Annotated in this window: 18 protein-coding genes, 3 pseudogenes and 1 riboswitch; of the genes and pseudogenes, 16 read left to right on the top strand and 5 right to left on the bottom strand. The window is 53.8% G+C overall.

Going from position 1 to position 16354, the window contains the following annotated elements:
- Positions 1-122: 122 nt before the first annotated feature.
- A pseudogene (locus QCL65_RS08350) lies at positions 123-458 on the bottom strand (DUF1264 domain-containing protein); the annotation flags it as partial.
- 222 nt (positions 459-680) lie between these two features.
- Here QCL65_RS08350 and QCL65_RS08345 point away from each other — a divergent pair.
- On the top strand, positions 681-905 hold the full coding sequence (locus QCL65_RS08345; protein WP_003425025.1) for a DUF6555 family protein: 225 nt from the start codon (positions 681-683) through the stop codon (positions 903-905).
- Between the two features lie 87 nt (positions 906-992).
- Here the strand turns inward: QCL65_RS08345 and QCL65_RS08340 are convergent.
- Both QCL65_RS08340 and QCL65_RS08335 read right to left on the bottom strand, forming a co-directional pair.
- A pseudogene (locus tag QCL65_RS08340) lies at positions 993-1201 on the bottom strand (hybrid sensor histidine kinase/response regulator); the annotation flags it as partial.
- 137 nt (positions 1202-1338) lie between these two features.
- A complete protein-coding gene (locus tag QCL65_RS08335; protein WP_003425026.1) occupies positions 1339-1773 on the bottom strand; it encodes a helix-turn-helix domain-containing protein in 435 nt (144 codons plus the stop codon).
- Between the two features lie 91 nt (positions 1774-1864).
- Between QCL65_RS08335 and QCL65_RS08330 the strand changes: the two are divergent.
- From QCL65_RS08330 to QCL65_RS08285, 10 genes and pseudogenes are all read left to right on the top strand, one after another.
- Positions 1865-2503 (top strand): annotated as a pseudogene (locus QCL65_RS08330) (arsenic resistance protein); the annotation flags it as partial.
- Positions 2504-2618: 115 nt separating this feature from the next.
- Positions 2619-2942, top strand: coding sequence for a DUF190 domain-containing protein (locus QCL65_RS08325; protein ID WP_003425054.1), 324 nt, complete (start codon positions 2619-2621; stop codon positions 2940-2942).
- A 95-nt stretch (positions 2943-3037) separates the two neighbouring features.
- Positions 3038-3110, top strand: a riboswitch (Fluoride riboswitch).
- 80 nt (positions 3111-3190) lie between these two features.
- Positions 3191-4537 (top strand): voltage-gated chloride channel family protein, encoded by a 1347-nt coding sequence (locus QCL65_RS08320; RefSeq protein WP_011267047.1) that lies wholly within the window; start codon positions 3191-3193, stop codon positions 4535-4537.
- Positions 4534-4899, top strand: coding sequence for a hypothetical protein (locus QCL65_RS08315; RefSeq protein WP_003317538.1), 366 nt, complete (start codon positions 4534-4536; stop codon positions 4897-4899). The genes QCL65_RS08320 and QCL65_RS08315 overlap by 4 nt, the downstream gene beginning before the upstream one ends.
- Before the next feature lie 80 nt (positions 4900-4979).
- Complete coding sequence (locus QCL65_RS08310) at positions 4980-5303, top strand: DUF190 domain-containing protein (RefSeq protein WP_003425060.1); 324 nt, start codon at positions 4980-4982, stop codon at positions 5301-5303.
- A 42-nt stretch (positions 5304-5345) separates the two neighbouring features.
- Positions 5346-5612, top strand: a complete 267-nt coding sequence (locus tag QCL65_RS08305; RefSeq protein WP_003317536.1) for a hypothetical protein — start codon at positions 5346-5348, stop codon at positions 5610-5612.
- Positions 5613-5706: 94 nt separating this feature from the next.
- Positions 5707-6048: a hypothetical protein gene (locus QCL65_RS08300; protein ID WP_003317535.1), complete on the top strand. Its 342-nt coding sequence runs from the start codon at positions 5707-5709 to the stop codon at positions 6046-6048.
- Positions 6049-6121: 73 nt separating this feature from the next.
- Positions 6122-7405 carry a phosphopyruvate hydratase gene (gene eno / locus QCL65_RS08295; protein WP_003317534.1) on the top strand — a complete coding sequence of 428 codons (1284 nt, stop codon included), beginning with the start codon at positions 6122-6124 and terminating at the stop codon, positions 7403-7405.
- Between the two features lie 115 nt (positions 7406-7520).
- Complete coding sequence (gene ppa / locus QCL65_RS08290) at positions 7521-8066, top strand: inorganic diphosphatase (RefSeq protein ID WP_003317533.1); 546 nt, start codon at positions 7521-7523, stop codon at positions 8064-8066.
- Positions 8066-8668 carry a uracil-DNA glycosylase gene (locus QCL65_RS08285; protein ID WP_003317532.1) on the top strand — a complete coding sequence of 201 codons (603 nt, stop codon included), beginning with the start codon at positions 8066-8068 and terminating at the stop codon, positions 8666-8668. The genes ppa and QCL65_RS08285 overlap by 1 nt, the downstream gene beginning before the upstream one ends.
- An 8-nt stretch (positions 8669-8676) precedes the next feature.
- Here QCL65_RS08285 and QCL65_RS08280 read toward each other — a convergent pair whose 3' ends face one another.
- The gene (locus QCL65_RS08280; protein WP_003425063.1) at positions 8677-9819 is read right to left on the bottom strand and encodes a TDT family transporter; all 1143 of its coding nucleotides are present in this window, start codon (positions 9817-9819) and stop codon (positions 8677-8679) included.
- A gap of 144 nt (positions 9820-9963) precedes the next feature.
- On the opposite strand from QCL65_RS08280, the gene QCL65_RS08275 reads away from it, so the two are divergent.
- From QCL65_RS08275 to QCL65_RS08265, 3 genes are all read left to right on the top strand, one after another.
- Entirely contained in the window at positions 9964-10860 is an 897-nt protein-coding gene (locus QCL65_RS08275; RefSeq protein ID WP_003317531.1) for a LysR family transcriptional regulator, read from the top strand.
- A 157-nt stretch (positions 10861-11017) separates the two neighbouring features.
- Complete coding sequence (locus tag QCL65_RS08270; protein ID WP_003317529.1) at positions 11018-12010, top strand: beta-propeller fold lactonase family protein; 993 nt, start codon at positions 11018-11020, stop codon at positions 12008-12010.
- Positions 12011-12339: 329 nt separating this feature from the next.
- Entirely contained in the window at positions 12340-12720 is a 381-nt protein-coding gene (locus QCL65_RS08265; protein WP_003317528.1) for a hypothetical protein, read from the top strand.
- A 714-nt stretch (positions 12721-13434) separates the two neighbouring features.
- Here QCL65_RS08265 and QCL65_RS08260 read toward each other — a convergent pair.
- Complete coding sequence (locus QCL65_RS08260) at positions 13435-14397, bottom strand: tyrosine-type recombinase/integrase (RefSeq protein ID WP_407315746.1); 963 nt, start codon at positions 14395-14397, stop codon at positions 13435-13437.
- A 294-nt stretch (positions 14398-14691) separates the two neighbouring features.
- Between QCL65_RS08260 and QCL65_RS08255 the strand changes: the two genes are divergently transcribed.
- On the top strand, positions 14692-15042 hold the full coding sequence (locus QCL65_RS08255; protein ID WP_109514200.1) for a metalloregulator ArsR/SmtB family transcription factor: 351 nt from the start codon (positions 14692-14694) through the stop codon (positions 15040-15042).
- A 20-nt stretch (positions 15043-15062) separates the two neighbouring features.
- The gene (locus QCL65_RS08250) at positions 15063-16352 is read left to right on the top strand and encodes an arsenic transporter (RefSeq protein ID WP_122743639.1); all 1290 of its coding nucleotides are present in this window, start codon (positions 15063-15065) and stop codon (positions 16350-16352) included.
- Positions 16353-16354 lie beyond the last annotated feature (2 nt).

Here is a 16354-nt window from a genome sequence, read left to right as displayed (position 1 = left end):
ATTCACGTACGTCAGCGGACTCGTCCGATGTCCTTGGATATCGGACCTAGACTGTCGACTGTGCCTTGGCGATATACCGTCCTCCCTGAGCGTGAGCCTGCAGGGATTGCACAGTCTATTGGCTATTGGGTTGATCGGCTGTTTGTGTTTTGTGGGGTGGGTGACGTTGCGGGCCCGTGAAGATGTCCCGTAGGATCGTTGATCTGAATTGTCTTCCCATGCTGCCATCCATCCGCACCTGGATCTGCTTTGGGGATCTGAATATCGGCTCGTTGAGCTTTGATTACCGACTTGACGATTCCCAAGCGTTGGTTGCGTTGTTGCTGCATTGCGGGATCAGCCTGGCCGTCAGCTGTGAACCCCATCATCAGTTGTGGAACACCTAGGGGAAGTGTTTTGTCTTGATCGGTGTGCCAGGTGTGCCACGTCTTGCCATGGGTATGAGCCAGTCGCTCCACCCGGTCAGCAATCTGAGTGACTCCACAGCAATTGAGCTTCATGGCCTGAAGATTGGTTGATAACAGATCGGGGATTCGCCACTTGCCTTTAGGCCTCAGTGTGGACTAAACACTATGCCGCCATTGCCGGAGCTGGTGAGGTGATTCAAAGAGACGGAACTTAGGAACTTGGGGATTTTCCGAATAAGGGAACTTCGTCACATTCCGGGAAAGGAATTGCCCATGCCACACTCCGCTCATTATCGAATCGAGTACGTGCACAATGGTGCCGACAAGAGCTTTTACGTCAGCGCGGAAATCATGAGCAATGCTGAGGCCTGGCACTGGGCTGCAGTGGATTCGGGGGTAGCGCAGATCCCGAAATATCGCCGAGACAGGGTCCAGATCGTTAGCAAGCCACTCGCCAAGCGGCACGGTATTGTCCAGGTGCAGTGGTCGCACGCTTAGTAGTCAGCTCAGTCTCGCATGGTGTATCAATGCACCATTAGAGCAAGCTGGCGGGCTTTGACGGCTGCACTGAACAAGAACGAATAGTCATCTGACCCCGTTGGGCCCCTCCAGCACTTGCCTCACCTTCTTAGCCAGATCGATGGGCACGTAAGATTTGGATAACATCAAAATCCCCCCGCATCCGTAGGCTCTAGCGAGTTTTCGGAATAACCAGTTTTCAGCGACACCTTTGGAGTGGGGTAAAAGCGCTTGGCTTCCCGGGCCAGCGTCACGCCTTTCATTCCACCAGGAATTGATCAGGTCGTAAGCGTCTGCCGAACACATCTTGTACCAGCCCGTTTGGTGTAGACGGACGCTCGAAACACCCTGTCGAGGCTATCGCGCTATTCGGTTTCGATGGCAGCTTGCTCCCCCTATGCTCTTGACTCGTCTAGGAGCAGCAACCAGAGCGAACCCCAGCAGCAGGTTCAAAAAGTGACTCAACAATCGTGCAGTCTGGAGTGTTCGAACCTAAGCATGTTGACTCACACATACCTGCCATTGAGAGCAGCTCTACCCGGATTTGCTGAAGCTTTGCTACCTTCGACTCTACTTCCGCTAGGTGCTTCTTGACCACCGAAAGCGCGTCAGCGCACGGACGATCAGCATCTGCTGCGAGCGCGATGAGTTCTCGGATATCTTCGAGCGGGAAACCCAATTCACGATTCTGCCGGATGAAGACGAGTCTTGATCGATGCTTTTCAGTATAGATTCGATGACGCCCAGTCGACCGCAGGGCGGGAGGTAAAAGGCCTATTTTCTCGTAGTAGCGAATCGTTTCAATGTGGCAACCCGTTGATTTCGACAGCGCCCCGATTCCTGACATGCAAACTCCCCAAGCATTTTCTTGAACCTGTAGCAGCTACAGATATTAACCTGTCTTCAGAAAATAATTTCACGCGCTTGAAGGGCATTTTGTGGACAGAGAACAGCTAGAGACTAACCAGATTCCCATTTACTTCGTCGCGGTCATTGTCGCGGCCCTCGGAGGCCTGCTCGCCCCCAATGCGTCTGAAGCATTAGGGTCGACGGTGACACCCACCATCGCAGTGCTGATGTACGCCATGTTTCTACAGATCCCGTTCTTGGATCTCCGTAATGGCCTCGCAAATAAGCGTTTCATGGCGGCGCTGCTCACAGCCAACTTCGTGGCCATCCCCTTGCTGGTTTGGGCATTGACGATGGGGATAACCAATCACCCGGCGATTTTGGTGGGTGCCCTGTTGGTCTTGCTGACGCCTTGTATCGACTATGTGGTGGTTTTTACCCATATCGGTAAAGGCGACTCCAAACTCACTCTGGCGGCCACCCCATTGCTTCTTTTGATGCAGCTTGTACTGCTGCCGGTGTACCTGACCTTCATGCTGGGTAACGACTCAACAGTGGTCATTTCTATAGGCCCATTTGTTGAGGCCTTTGTGATGCTGATCGCTTTGCCTTTGGTCTTAGCGGTAGCAACAGCTGCCGGGGCAAAGAGATCACGCATCGTTGAAAGCTGGAACAACGCATGGGCCTGGATGCCTGTACCGGCTATGGCGGCTGTATTGGTCGTGATGGGTAGGCTGCCCTGGGCGCTAGGCTCAGTTTCACTACACGTCGTGGGCTCGCTGGTAATGACGGCTGCCGGGCTTCTGTCCTATCAAATAATCAACACGCGCTGAGGAGAGGAACATGAAAGCTTTTCTGGTGACCTTCTTTACTCAACAGAATCGTCGCTATCAGGGAAAGATGCTCGGCGACTGGGTCGTTGATTTGGCGAAAGAAATGGGACTGCGGGGTGCGACTCTGTCCACAGGTATCGAAGGCTTTGGGCATACCGGCCGGCTGCATTCCTCGCATTTTTTTGAACTAGCGGATCAGCCTACCGAAATTCGTATGGCCATTACCGAGGACGAATCTGAACAGTTATTCAAGCGATTGGAGCTTGAAGATATCTCGTTGTTTTACATAAAAACCCCAGTTGAGCTGGGCTTCGTCGGAACAGAGGTCACCTAGTTTGGCCCTCTTTCGTAAGCGGTGACTCGAAGACGCCTTCGCTTGCCTCGTACTCCGAAACACGATTTTACATTTTGGACAGACCTAGCTAAGATCGGCGCATTGGAGATGGCATTCCTCCATTAACAAACCGCTGCGCCCGTAGCAGCTGATGATGCCTACAGAAACCTGATCAAACCAGGTCTGTAGGCGTTCGCGCTTAGAATCCCTTCTTTGGTCAGGCCCACTTATTTTTTGTGGCTGGCCAAATGTCTAAATTTCGACGACCTGAACAACTCGACTTACTGCCCTATATAGCGAAATGGCTTGCGCTTGCTGGTCTTGTAGCTCTTTTGGCAGGCTCTGCTTCTGCGTTATTCCTGCTTTCTTTGGATCATGCCACCCAGTGGCGAGAAACCCATCCCTGGGTAATCTGGCTCCTGCCAGTGGCCGGCTTTGCTGTGGGACTTGCATATCACTTGATAGGCAAACCCGTTGATGCCGGAAACAACCTGATCATCGATGAGATCCATGATCCTAAGAAGATCGTGCCTTTGCGCATGGTGCCGATGGTGCTGATCGGAACCGTGGTTTCCCACCTTTTTGGTGCATCTGTGGGACGTGAGGGGACGGCGGTGCAAATGGGCGGTGCCCTTGCCGATCAACTGACGCATGTCTTCCGTCTGCGCCGCGAAGACCGTCGGGTGATTCTCATGGCCGGTATCAGTGCTGGCTTTGCGTCCGTCTTCGGCACCCCTCTTGCCGGGGCTTTATTCGGACTTGAAGTATTGGCCATTGGACGTATGCGTTACGACGCGCTTTTCCCTTGCGTGGTTGCGGCAATCGTTGCTGACCAGGTGGGGCAAGCCTGGGGCGTGGTTCACACGCATTACGTCATTGGCGAAGTGGTTCCGGTGCAGCTGTGGAGCGTCATGGCTGTGGTGGCAGCTGGGATTGTCTTTGGCCTTACCGGCCTGCTATTCGCGACTGCGACCCACAAGCTCGGAGCCTTCGTTAAGCGGCTTATCACCTATTCACCATTAAGACCCTTCGCCGGCGGCCTGCTGATCGCAGTCGCAGTGTGGGCGCTCGGTAGTAACCATTACATCGACGTTGATAAGTACATCGGGCTAGGCATTCCGAGCATCGTCCAATCCTTTCAAATGCCAATGGCCCCTTGGGACTGGCTTGGAAAGATGGTGTTCACCGTTGTCTCCCTGGGGACTGGATTCAAGGGCGGCGAAGTCACACCGCTGTTTTACATCGGTGCCACCTTGGGGAATGCGCTGGCTCCCCTCTTGCACCTTCCCTTCGGCATGCTGGCTGGTATCGGCTTTGTCGCCGTCTTTGCCGGTGCAGCTAATACGCCACTGGCAACCATCGTTATGGCCATGGAGCTCTTCGGGCCCGAAATTGCTCCGCTTGCAGCCATTGCCTGTATCGCAAGTTACCTCGTATCCGGACACACCGGGATCTATCACGCCCAGCGCGTCGGCCACAGCAAGCATCACCGTCCTCTTCCGGAGGAAATCCGGCTCTCTGATATCAAGCAATTTCATGCTCAAAGTGAATCCGCCAGCGAGCGGAAAGTGACTCTTGCGGGGGAAGAGAAATGATTGAACATCACCAAGATCGCCTGACAGCTTTGCAACTCTATTTTCCTGGCGCTAGCCGGGCTCGCGTGACCAGCTTCTGGCACCACCTAAGCGCACCTGCACTAGCCCAGCACCTCCTTAAAGTTGCTCAAAAAGCAAGAATTGAGCAGGTCATGCTCAAGACGATTTCTGCAGGTTATTTGCCAGGCCATCGCATCTCCCATCATCACCCGGAGCTTGGCGATATGCGTCATCCCCAGTGTCTGGAATTGCTAGATACAGAGGACAAGCTGCGCGCATACCTGCGCGACCACGCTGACGAGTTACGCAAGGTGCGAGCAGTTCTTCTCTTATGTGAGTTACCGCTCACTGACGCGTCGTAATTCAGTTTGAAAACAGCTCGGAAATGAAGAGGTAAGGCCGACCGAAGCGTCGGTCACTCGCGACATTAGAGGATGTAGCTATGAACGGCTTTCAACTGACGTTTTTCACCGAACAGAGTACCAACTACCAGCACCTTCCACTGGGAGAGTGGTTGGTCGAGTTCGCCAAGCGAGAGGGCGCGTTGGGTGCGACGTTGGTGAGCGGTACAGAGGGGCTAGATCATTTGGGGCATTTGCATACGGCGCATTTCCTCGGCGGTGCCGACCATCCCGTCACGGTGACTATATCCACTGATGAAATTGGGTGCGACAGGTTGCTGGAGGCATTGGCCAAGGAGTCGTTTTCACTGAGCTATATCAAATTGCCCATCGAATACGGTCGAGTGGGCCAGGCGAAAAACTAAAAAACGCACCTTGTTGGACAACCGATAAAAAGGATAAACGCCATGTACCGAGTTTATAACCTACGTCCACAGCCAGCCCCCGCTAACTGGGCTCATGACAACAGGCAGCTCCTCGTAGGACTGGTTTTTTGGTCGCTTTTTCTGGCGGGCATCGCAGACAATCAAAAGATTTCGAGCGAGGGGTGGTACGTCGTCACCCCGCTCGAAGGCGCATTAGTCACGATGCGTATGCCCAGTGAAAAGTCCTGCAAGGCCGACGTAGCCCAGACCTGCGTACCGGGCTACGAGCTGAGAGCACAGCAACATTGAGCGCGATGGCGGTTGGCAATCCAAAGATGAGATCGCGAAATGGAGCTCACCGACGTCGGCTCATCAAAATCATTTTAGAGAATTGGGAGACCACATGAGCGCAGTGACGCTGAGCATCGTATTCGGGCTTGTGATGGGCAGGTTTTTCACAGGATCCGTCTATGAGTTCGCCGCGCTTTTCATCGTAAGCGTTGGAGTGTCCTTGCTGACCTTTCATCTGCTAAATCAAAGGCGCGTCAGGCTACAAGCCCAGACGGCGTATTGCTGCTCTGTAATGGTTGCTTCAAACCAAATGATGGAGCTTTTCCAGATGGCAAAAAGAGGGCAGTTCATGCCCTTGGTGGGAGAGATTCCTGAACTAATTATTGGAGGCTTCTTGGTTCCCGCAATTGCGGTGTCGGCAGTGCAGCTGTTCAGGATACTCATGGAGAGCTGACGTCCGACATAGAGGCCTCTCAACGGATTCAAATGGTTAATGACGCTCCCGAATCGTTACTTGGAGAAGATCAATGAAAACGCAAATCCAGGCCATTCATGCACGTGAAATTCTCGATTCACGCGGTAACCCTACCGTTGAAGTCGACGTCACCTTGGAGTGCGGCGCCATGGGCCGGGCTTCAGTACCGTCCGGTGCCTCTACAGGCGCTCACGAAGCAGTTGAGTTGCGTGACAAAGATACACAGCGGTACTCCGGCAAGGGAGTGTTAAAGGCCGTTAGCAATGTGAATACCGAAATACTTGAGTCTCTGAGGGGCATGAATGCGATTGACCAGGAACAAATTGATCATTTGATGATTAAGCTGGATGGAACCTCTGATAAATCCAGGCTTGGAGGAAACGCGATCTTGGGCGTGAGCCTCGCCGTTGCCAGAGCGGCGGCTTCTGCGCTGAACTTGCCCTTGTTCCAATATCTGGGCGGCGAGCAAGCAGCAAGAATGCCCGTCCCGATGTTCAATATTCTCAATGGCGGTGTTCACGCCAACTGGCAAGGCCCTGACTTTCAGGAATTCATGATTGCACCTACAGGGGCTGGCAGTTTCAAGGAAGCCTTGCGATGGGGCTCCGAGGTGTACCACGAGCTGAAAGCGGTGCTTAAGGACGCCGGCTATTCAACAGCGGTCGGAGATGAGGGCGGCTTTGCGCCGGCACTCAAGAAAAACTCAGACGCCATTGAGCTGATCATCAAGGCAATCGAGAGGGCTGGTTACACCCCTGGATCTCAGATCGAGATCGCTATCGATCCAGCATCCAGCGGCTTCTATGAAAACGGCCTTTACCATCTGCGCTCTGAGGGTCGTAAGGTCGATGCTCAAGAGCTGATTAATCTCTATTCCTCCTGGGTCGACAAGTATCCGATTGCGGTACTGGAAGATGGACTCGCGGAAGACGATTGGTCAGGCTGGAAGCTATTGAATGCAGCTCTGGGTGACCGGATCGAGTTGGTTGGAGATGACCTATTTGTCACCAATGTCGAACGGATTCAGCGAGGCATCACAGAAAACGTCGCCAATGCCGTATTGATCAAACCTAATCAAATCGGAACGCTGACTGAGACCAAAGCCGCCATCGAAATGGCCTATGGGGCAAATTGGGGGGCGATGGTTTCTCATCGTAGCGGGGAGACGGTGGACAGCTCCATCGCTGATCTGACTGTCGCGATGGGGACTGGCCATCTCAAGACAGGAGCTCCATGCCGGGGGGAGCGGGTCGAGAAATACAATCAGTTTCTGCGAATAGAAGAGGATCTTGGCAGCCGTGCGTTTTATGCAGGACATGATGCATTCGTGCGCTGACGGCCTATCGCCGGTAAACCTGTTGGACTGGTTACCGTAAAAAAACGAACCACGTATAGCTGTTGGCAAAAACGTCAGTGGCATTGGCCTTTCCTAGACGCTTGGAGATATGAGCATGAGCTACACGGATATTCCAGCTGGTAACGCGATCCCCGATGACTTCTTCACCGTTATCGAGATTCCTGCAAACCACTCGCCGATCAAGTACGAGGTGGACAAGCCAAGTGGACAGATCTTCGTTGATCGCTTCCTCAGCACGCCGATGTTCTACCCGGCTAACTACGGGTTCATTCCAAATACCTTGAGCGATGACGGCGATCCTTTGGACGTCCTCGTGATTTGCCCTTACCCGGTATCACCTGGCGTTGTCATCCGCAGTCGCCCAGTAGGTGTGATGTACATGACGGACGAAGCTGGTGCGGATGCCAAGGTAATCGCAGTGCCTCATGAAAAACTCAGCTCTATGTACAGCAATGTAAAGGAATGCTCTGACCTCCCTGCGTTACTCCTCGCACAGATTCAGCACTTCTTCGAAAACTACAAAGCGTTAGAGCCGGGTAAGTGGGTGAAAATGGGCCGCTGGGGGAGCGCAGACGAAGCGCGGGAAGATATTCGTAAATCGGTAGCGGCCTATAACCTGAAGAAGGAGGCTTCCAAGTAGTGTTACTCAATCAGAAAAGCGCAGAGCAGGAAATTTCTCTTAAGGTAAGAGAAGACTTTTTGCTGCTGCCGAAAACTGCTGAATTGACGCGCTGGGTAATGGCCCAGTCCACGGGCGAAAGAACATTACCGTATTTCGATCCACTGGATGGCGGCGTCTTCGCAAGGGTATTGATCTTGTTGGAATCGCCCGCTCGAACGGTCAGTCTTCCACGGTATGTCTCAAGAGACAATCCGGGGCCTGCACAACGCAACCTGAAAGGTTTCATTGAGCAGGTTGGACTGGCACGTCACAAAACCGTCCTTTGGAATTTGTACCCTTGGTTACCAGATCTCGATAAGCCCAAGGGTCCGCTCCGCAGAGCGCAAATTGAGGAAGGTATCGAGATGCTGATCACGCTACTGACGCTTTTCCCTGATCTCGTCACTATCGTGTTTGCCGGACGTGTTGCCCAGAAAGCCATACCGCGTGTTCGGCTCGCCTTCCCTAATTTTTCATTGCTGGAAATGCCACACCCAAGCCCCCTTTCCGTTTGCACTCACCCGAATGTTAGGCAGCGCATTTTGTCCACACTGCGTCACGCCAAACAGTCGATCAAGTAGCCAAAGGCTCAGGTTTTGCTCGCCTTGCTCAGCGAGTGGATACACGGCGAGACGAACAAGTTGCCGCGATAGGCACCAGCCAGGGTTTTAGCCGCGACGATCATCCACATGACAGTCAGCATCAACACCAGCACCACGCCAAAGAAGCTAAAGAACGTGAGGTGCAGCATAGAGCCCAATTTGAGGGTTGTTACGGCGTACACTCCCAGCGGAAAGGTGAAGCCCCACCAGCCGAGGTTGAAGGGAATGCCCTCCCTGAAGTAGCGCCCGGTAATTAGCAGCGCCAATACCATCCACCACAATCCCAGCCCCCAGAACAGCACACCACCGATCAAGCCAATGCCCTCGGCTACGCCGCCGATGCTTGCCATTCCATGGGCAGCAAAGATTGCTGGAGCATCGTTGCCCAGTAGCAACATCCCCAAAGCCCCGGTACCGATCGGCCCTAAAGACAGCCAGCTCGATGCTGCCATGCTTTCATGAGGTAGTTTGTGCAGAGCCATGCGCAGTAACAGGATCACCAGTATGCTCAAGGCGACGGGCACCGAGTAGGCCCACAGCACGTAGCTGGTGATGAGCATGGTGAACTGTGCGCTCGCATCAGCGAGGTGCGGAGCCAATAGACCGCCACTGGCGGCAGCCACCTCAGCCGCAACTACTGGCAGCAGCCATACCGCTGTCATCTGATCAATGCTGTGCTGCTGGCGAGTAAACATCATATACGGGATCAGCACCCCGCAGGCCAATGCCATGGTGACATCGATCCACCACAACACTTCGGCTAAAGCGACTACCCCACCCCCCCAGCGTGGCAAACCATAAAGGAGAAAACCGTTGATGATGGTCGCCAATCCCATGGGGATAGTTCCAAAAAACATCGATACAGTGGAGTGGCCGAAGATCTGTTTGGCCTCATCGAAGAACAATACCCAACGGCTCGCGTACATCAGCGTAAACAGGCAAAACAGCACGATATTAAAAAACCACAAGGCTTCCCCTAACGCTTTGGGCCACTGCGCAACAAAGGGCAGTTGGCCCAGAGCCAGCGCCAGAATCCCGGTGCCCATCGTGGCGGCGAACCAGTTGGGTGTGAACTGCCGGATCGCTTCTCGTGGATTGGACAAAGCCGCCAGTGGATGGCTGCCGCCCATTATAGCTGCGAGTCGTGTCTCACTCATTTTCGCGCTCCCGCTTCAGTGTGCCTTCGATATGACATGGTTGAAGTATAGCTTGATGGGAATAGCGGTAAAAACGGATAGTATAGGTTTATATGACCTATAAAGAAGGTAGATTACATGAAGCTAAGCCTACGCCAGCTACAAATTTTCTGCGCCGTCGCGCAGCACGGTAGCACCACCAGCGCCGCCATTTCGGTGTCACTGTCCCAATCTGCAACCAGCGCCGCACTGAACGAGTTGGAAAGCGCCTTGGATACCAGGCTGTTCGACCGTGTAGGCAAGCGTTTAGTGCTGAACGATAACGGCCATGCCTTACTGCCTCAAGCCAGAAGGATGCTTGAGAATGCACAACAGATAGAGGCCAGTTTCTTACCCGGCCATGCCGGGCTGAAGACACGCTTGCGGGTAGGATGCAGTACCACGATAGGCAATTATGTTCTGCCATTGATTCTCGGTGAGCTACGTCAATCAACACCACATTTGAGGGTCGATGTCGACATGGCCAACAGCATGGCTATCGCAAGAAGAGTCGCTGATTTCGAGATTGATATGGGCCTGATCGAGGGGCCTTGCCACCTGCCCGAACTCAGTGCCGAGCCTTGGCTAATTGATGAGTTGCTTATTGCCGCAGGCCAACGGCACCCCTTGGCACTAAAGCAGCAGGTCACACTTGATGATCTTCGTACCGCTGAATGGCTACTGCGCGAGCCAGGTTCTGGTACCCGTGAAGAAGTCGAACAATTGCTGCTGCGTCATTTGCACGATCTCGCCGAAACGCGCCAGATCGGCAGTTCAGAGGCCATCAAGCATACCCTCGCACAAGGCATCGGCATCAGTTGCCTGTCCCGCTGGGTCGTTCGGGATCTACTGGCCTCTGAAGTCTTGGTTGAACTGCCGCACGCGTTGCCTGCACTGACCCGACGTTTTTTTCTGATCCGTCACCGGGACAAATACATCTCGCCTGGGCTTGAGCGATTCTGGGAAAAATGCAGTCAATTCGTGAGCCAGGAGTAGCTAGACCTATTTATAAAACAGGTAAGAGCTACCAAAACAAGTTGTTTCCGGAATTTATCAACGACGCATAAAGTCAACTCATTGCCCTGCAGCGATGAACGAGTTGTATATGCCAAGGCGCGACTGGGTGCCTTGCTTACCCTATGAGGAAATTCTGATGAATGTGATAAAGAAAACCGTCACAGCCCTGACGTTGGGTGTTGCGTTGGCCGCATCGATGAGCGCGTGGGCCGCGCAAGATCGCTGGACGTTTGACGGCGATATTCACAACAACTCGCTGGCCGTCAGCCCTGATGAAACGACGGCGGTGGTCTCTTACAGTCAGCGTCCAGATGTAGTGGTTTATGATTTGAAAACCGGTAAGGTTCGCCAGGTTCTCACCGGCTACGTCACGCCGCGAAATATTGTGTTTTCGCCAACTGGCGATGTGTTCTACCTCTCCGACAGCAGTTTGGGGGTCGTGCGCAAGATTGACACCAAGACTTTAAAAGTGATCGCAGATATTCCGTTGGGCGCAGGTGCTTTTGGTACCACACTCAGCAAGGACGGAAGCCTGCTCTACGTCAACAATGAAGCGGCCAGCACGCTGTCGGTCATTGACCTTGATCACCAGCGGCCAGTAGCTGTGGTACCTGGCTTCTCCCAACCGCGCCAGGGCATCCGAGTAAGTCCTGACGGCAAAACCGTCTATGTCACCAACTTTCTTGGGGACAAAATTACCTTGGTCGACAGCAAGACCAATACGATTGAAGGTGAGATCACTGGCTTCAACAAGTTGCGCGCCATCTCCATATCGGCGGACGGCAATACGCTGTACGCGGCTAACAGCGGCAGTAACAGCATCGCAGTTGTCGACACTCAAAAACGCGCCATCACAACCACCGTCATTGTTGGCAAAGACCCCTACGGCGCAGCCCTCACTCCAGACGGGCTGCACGTCTACTCGGGTAACCTCGGTGACAACAGCCTTTCAGTGATCGACACCAAAACGCTGAAAGTGACCACCACTGTGACCGGTTTGAAGGCACCCCGCCAGGCCATTGTCTTCACCAAAGACAAGTCGAAGGCGTATGTCCTCAATGAGGACTTGAGTATCTCCACAGTCGATCTCGCCAGCAACAAGGTGGTGTCGACGCTCAAGGCCGACTGATTGAACAGCGCAGGCCTTCATGGGGGCCTGCTGATACTCCACGACCAAGTGAATAATAATGAGTGAAAATGATGAGTCCTGGATGATGGATCGCCGTCGCTCATTGAGATGAGCCAATGATGCTTGACCGTGAGCGTCGCTTTGCTCAATTGAGGAAGGCACAGGGTCCGGGGGGGGGGAGAGCCCAGCATTCCAGCAAAAAATGATATCGGGACGTTTTTTCTATGGAGTCGAATTAACCTGTTTGTGGCTCGTCTATTGTCTGATCGCTTGCCGTTTCAGAGGCAGGTGGGTCTTCTAAAAATTAAAAATGACCAAAGGAAATACATATGTTCAAAAAGATGATTCTCACCGTCGCTGTTGCCGCCAGCTGCATGTCGGGTTTGGCGCTCGCCGATGCGCCAGTCAAGCTTGCTGAAACGGACAAGGGAAAAGTACTCGTAGACGCAAAAGGTATGACTCTTTATACCTTCGGTAAGGACACCTCGGGCAAGTCGGTCTGCAATGGGCCATGCGCTTCAAACTGGCCACCTCTACCGGTATCCGCAGACGCGAAAGCGGGTCATGATTACTCTGTCATCACTCGAGACGATGGCACAAAACAATGGGCATACAAAGGCATGCCACTTTACAGCTGGGTCAAAGATACCAAGCCAGGGGATACAACCGGTGACGGCGTCAACCAAGTCTGGCACGTTGCCAAGCCGTAACGTCAAATAATTAATAGGCTGGCTTACGCCACTGGCTTTGTCAGTGGCGCAAACCAGAAGAATACACACCTGATATTTTCGCCAACATACAGCCGCCGCGCCTCATAAATCTTTGATGGATCATTTCAACGAAAAATGGGGCCGAGGTACGGTACACCTTGGACGTATTCCCGTAACGCCAGCCTGAGGATTTCGTTTGGCCGGGAGTCTGTGACGATGCGCATGGTGGTTCCATCCAGCCGCTAGTGGACCGATATTCTGAGGCAACGCCAATTAGAACGGTAGGGCATCGTAAATATGCGGGCGAAGGTCTGCTTATGGCCGAAAGCTGCCGTTAATAAGCCGACCAACAGGCGTCGCTTTGTTGGTTGGTGCGCATGGCTTACAACTCAAACAAGGGTATGGTTTTGGGCGTATCAAATCGGCCCGCACAGCGCTACCTTCAGCATCTAACAAACGTACGCTGAGGAGTCGAAACAGTGGAGACTGAACGAGGTGTTGAGGAACGGAACGGTCGATGGTCGATCGTTGCCGGACGTGCTGTATGCACTGGCTGCATGGAAAGCCAAGCGCTGGAAGACTGCGAAAGCCCCTTTCTACATGCCGACACCTGTCCAGCCAGCGATGTGGAAGGTCATCATCCATGGGCAGCGTTGCACCACATCCTTGGCAGTGCGCGTGGGTGAGCTGCCGCTTAGGCCTCGATCACTTCAATTAATACTTCACTTTATAGGTGGGTGAATCCTCCGGCCGGTTCTCCCGCCGATCGTAGATCTTGGTCGTGCTGATGTTGGCATGACCCAGCCAGGCCTGGACCTTGGCGATATCGGCTTCATGCTCCAAGGCGTTGGTGGCTGCCGTTGCTCGGAGTCCATGAACCCCAAGGCCGTTGACCTCAATCCCGGCCTTTTTCGCGTAGGCCGTGACGACGGCATAGATGCCGTTTGCCGTGATACCGGCGCCGGTCAATTTACCTCGCAGCGGCATGAACAGTGGCACCTTCCGTTCGGCCAGATGATGCTCTGAGTTTTCCAGGTACTGATGAATACGCCCGGCTGCGATCGGGTGCAACGGGAGGTATCGCACCTTGCCGCCCTTGCCGTGAACCTTCAGATGCTGAATACCGCGGCGCTCCTGAATGTCGCTCACCTGCAGCAGCGCCGCTTCTTCACGGCGCAGTCCGTGATAGAGAAGAACAGCCAATAGCGCCCGGTCGCGCTGCCCTTTAAGTGTTGTTTCATCCGGCGCCTCGAGCAGCGCCTTCGCCTGGTGGTCACCCAACGCCGGCGTCTTGCCTTCATTGCTTTCTATCCTGGGACGTTTTACCCCATGCACTGGATTGCCGCCGGCGATCGCATTGTTCTCCAGGAGGTGATCAAAGAGGCTGGCCAGCGCGGCCAATTTGCGCCGGATCGTGGCTCCGGCCAAACCGCGATGCTCGAGGTGGGCTCGCCAGGCTAAAACATGCGATCGGGTCACGACCCGAAATTCATCGGCCGAAGCCAAGCCGATAAAACTACAGAAGTCTTCCAGGTCGTTTTGGTAAGCACGTCGTGTTCGAGGGTTGTCCAGGTTGGCAAACCACTCGACCGCGGCTGGAACCTTGGCCAGCGTCTGAAATTCGACCGCCGTGAGCCGACGCTGATCATTCGTATGGTTTTTCGTCAGTTCCTGCATATCGTTCTCATCATTGGCTATCCTGCAATCGCTCTCAAAGCTTTCGGTCACAAAATCATCGCTATATCAGTCCGCCGTTGCTAAAACCGATAAACGGCAATAAGTGGTGATAACCTATTTTATCACCAGTAATTGACCGAAAGCCTTCGCATGCCTCAAAAGTCATAAGTCAACCTGATTTGCTGTTTCAGTATTGACAAGCAGGCAAAAAAAGAGTCGTTCCTGAATCATGCAGAATCCTTAAAGAATGTGTATATTTGTATATGTGAATATACATATCCACTAGGAGTGCTCATGGATCTGCTACCGGCGACCGTCTTCAAATGTCTTGGCGACGAAACGCGCACACGCATCATGCTCATGCTCGCTGACCAAGACGAGCTCTGTGTTTGCGAGCTGATTTGGGCGCTGGATGATAGCCAGCCGAAAATCTCTCGGCATTTAGCCCAACTTCGTAATTGCGGGTTATTAGCGGACCGCCGTCAGGGACAGTGGATTTATTACCGCTTGCATCCACAGTTGCCCGAATGGGTTATGCAAGTGCTCCAGATAACACGCAGTGCTAATCAGTCCTGGATTGATCAAGACGTAAGCCGTCTTGCATCAATGGAAGGTCGTCCGGTCCGTCAGGCCGCGTGCTGCTGATTTCGCTGGAGCGTCTCCATATGGTTGCTGCAATCACAATATTCGCTTTGACACTTATGTTGGTCATCTGGCAGCCGAAGGGCTTAGGCGTAGGCTGGAGCGCCGCCGGCGGCGCAGTACTGGCTTTGCTTACGGGTGTGGTTGGTTTAGGCGACGTACCCACGGTATGGGCCATCGTGTGGAATGCAACGGCCACCTTTATCGCCGTCATCATCATTAGCTTGTTACTGGATGAGGCCGGATTCTTTGAGTGGGCTGCCTTGCACATGGCCCGGTTGGGCCAAGGCAAAGGCATCCGGTTGTTCATCCTGATGATCCTGCTGGGCGCCGCTGTTTCGGCCCTGTTTGCAAACGATGGCGCTGCGTTGATCCTGACCCCCATCGTCATTGCCATGCTCACAGCCTTGCGCTTTAGCCCGGCGTCTACTCTGGCCTTTGTCATGGCTGCAGGCTTCATCGCCGATACCGCAAGCCTGCCCATGGTGGTGTCCAACCTGGTCAATATCGTGTCGGCTGATTTCTTCCAGATTGGCTTTGCTGAATATGCCGCGGTCATGTGGCCTGTGAACGTGATCAGCGTAGTGGCGACCTTGTTCATGCTATGGCTGTGCTATCGGCGCGACATACCCACTACCTATGATCCACAGCAGCTTCATGCGCCTGGGACTGTCATCCGTGACAAGGCTACCTTTGTCGCAGGCTGGTGGGTCTTGGCGCTGCTGCTTGTCGGTCTGTTTGCACTAGAGCCGTTGGGGGTTCCTATCAGTGCAGTAGCAGCCAGCTGCGCACTCATCCTTCTGGTGATCGCCGGCAAAGGCTGCGTTATTTCTACCCGTACGGTTATCAAAAATGCACCGTGGCAGGTTGTGGTGTTTTCGCTAGGGATGTACCTGGTGGTCTATGGGCTGCGCAACGCAGGGCTCACGGACGCTCTCACGTCTCTGCTTAATGTCTTCGCTGAACAGGGCCTGTGGACCGCAACTATGGGTACCGGCGTGGTGGCTGCATTGCTGTCCTCAGTGATGAACAACATGCCCAGCGTGCTTATCGGTGCGCTTTCGATACAGGCCAGTCAGGCCACAGGCGTGGTCCATCAGGCCATGGTGTACGCCAATATCATCGGCTGCGACTTGGGGCCCAAGATCACCCCGATCGGTAGCCTGGCCACGTTGCTGTGGCTCCATGTACTGGCTCAAAAAAACATCCGCATCACGTGGGGGTACTACTTCAAGGTCGGCAGCCTGCTGACCATCCCTGTGCTGCTTATTACCCTGGCCGCACTCGCCCTGCGGCTCAGCATCCAAGCCTAGGA

The sequence above is a fragment of the Pseudomonas sp. nanlin1 genome, from assembly GCF_045571515.1.
In the GTDB taxonomy this organism is placed as follows: Bacteria; Pseudomonadota; Gammaproteobacteria; order Pseudomonadales; family Pseudomonadaceae; genus Aquipseudomonas.
This window is presented reverse-complemented; position numbering and strand designations above follow the sequence as displayed.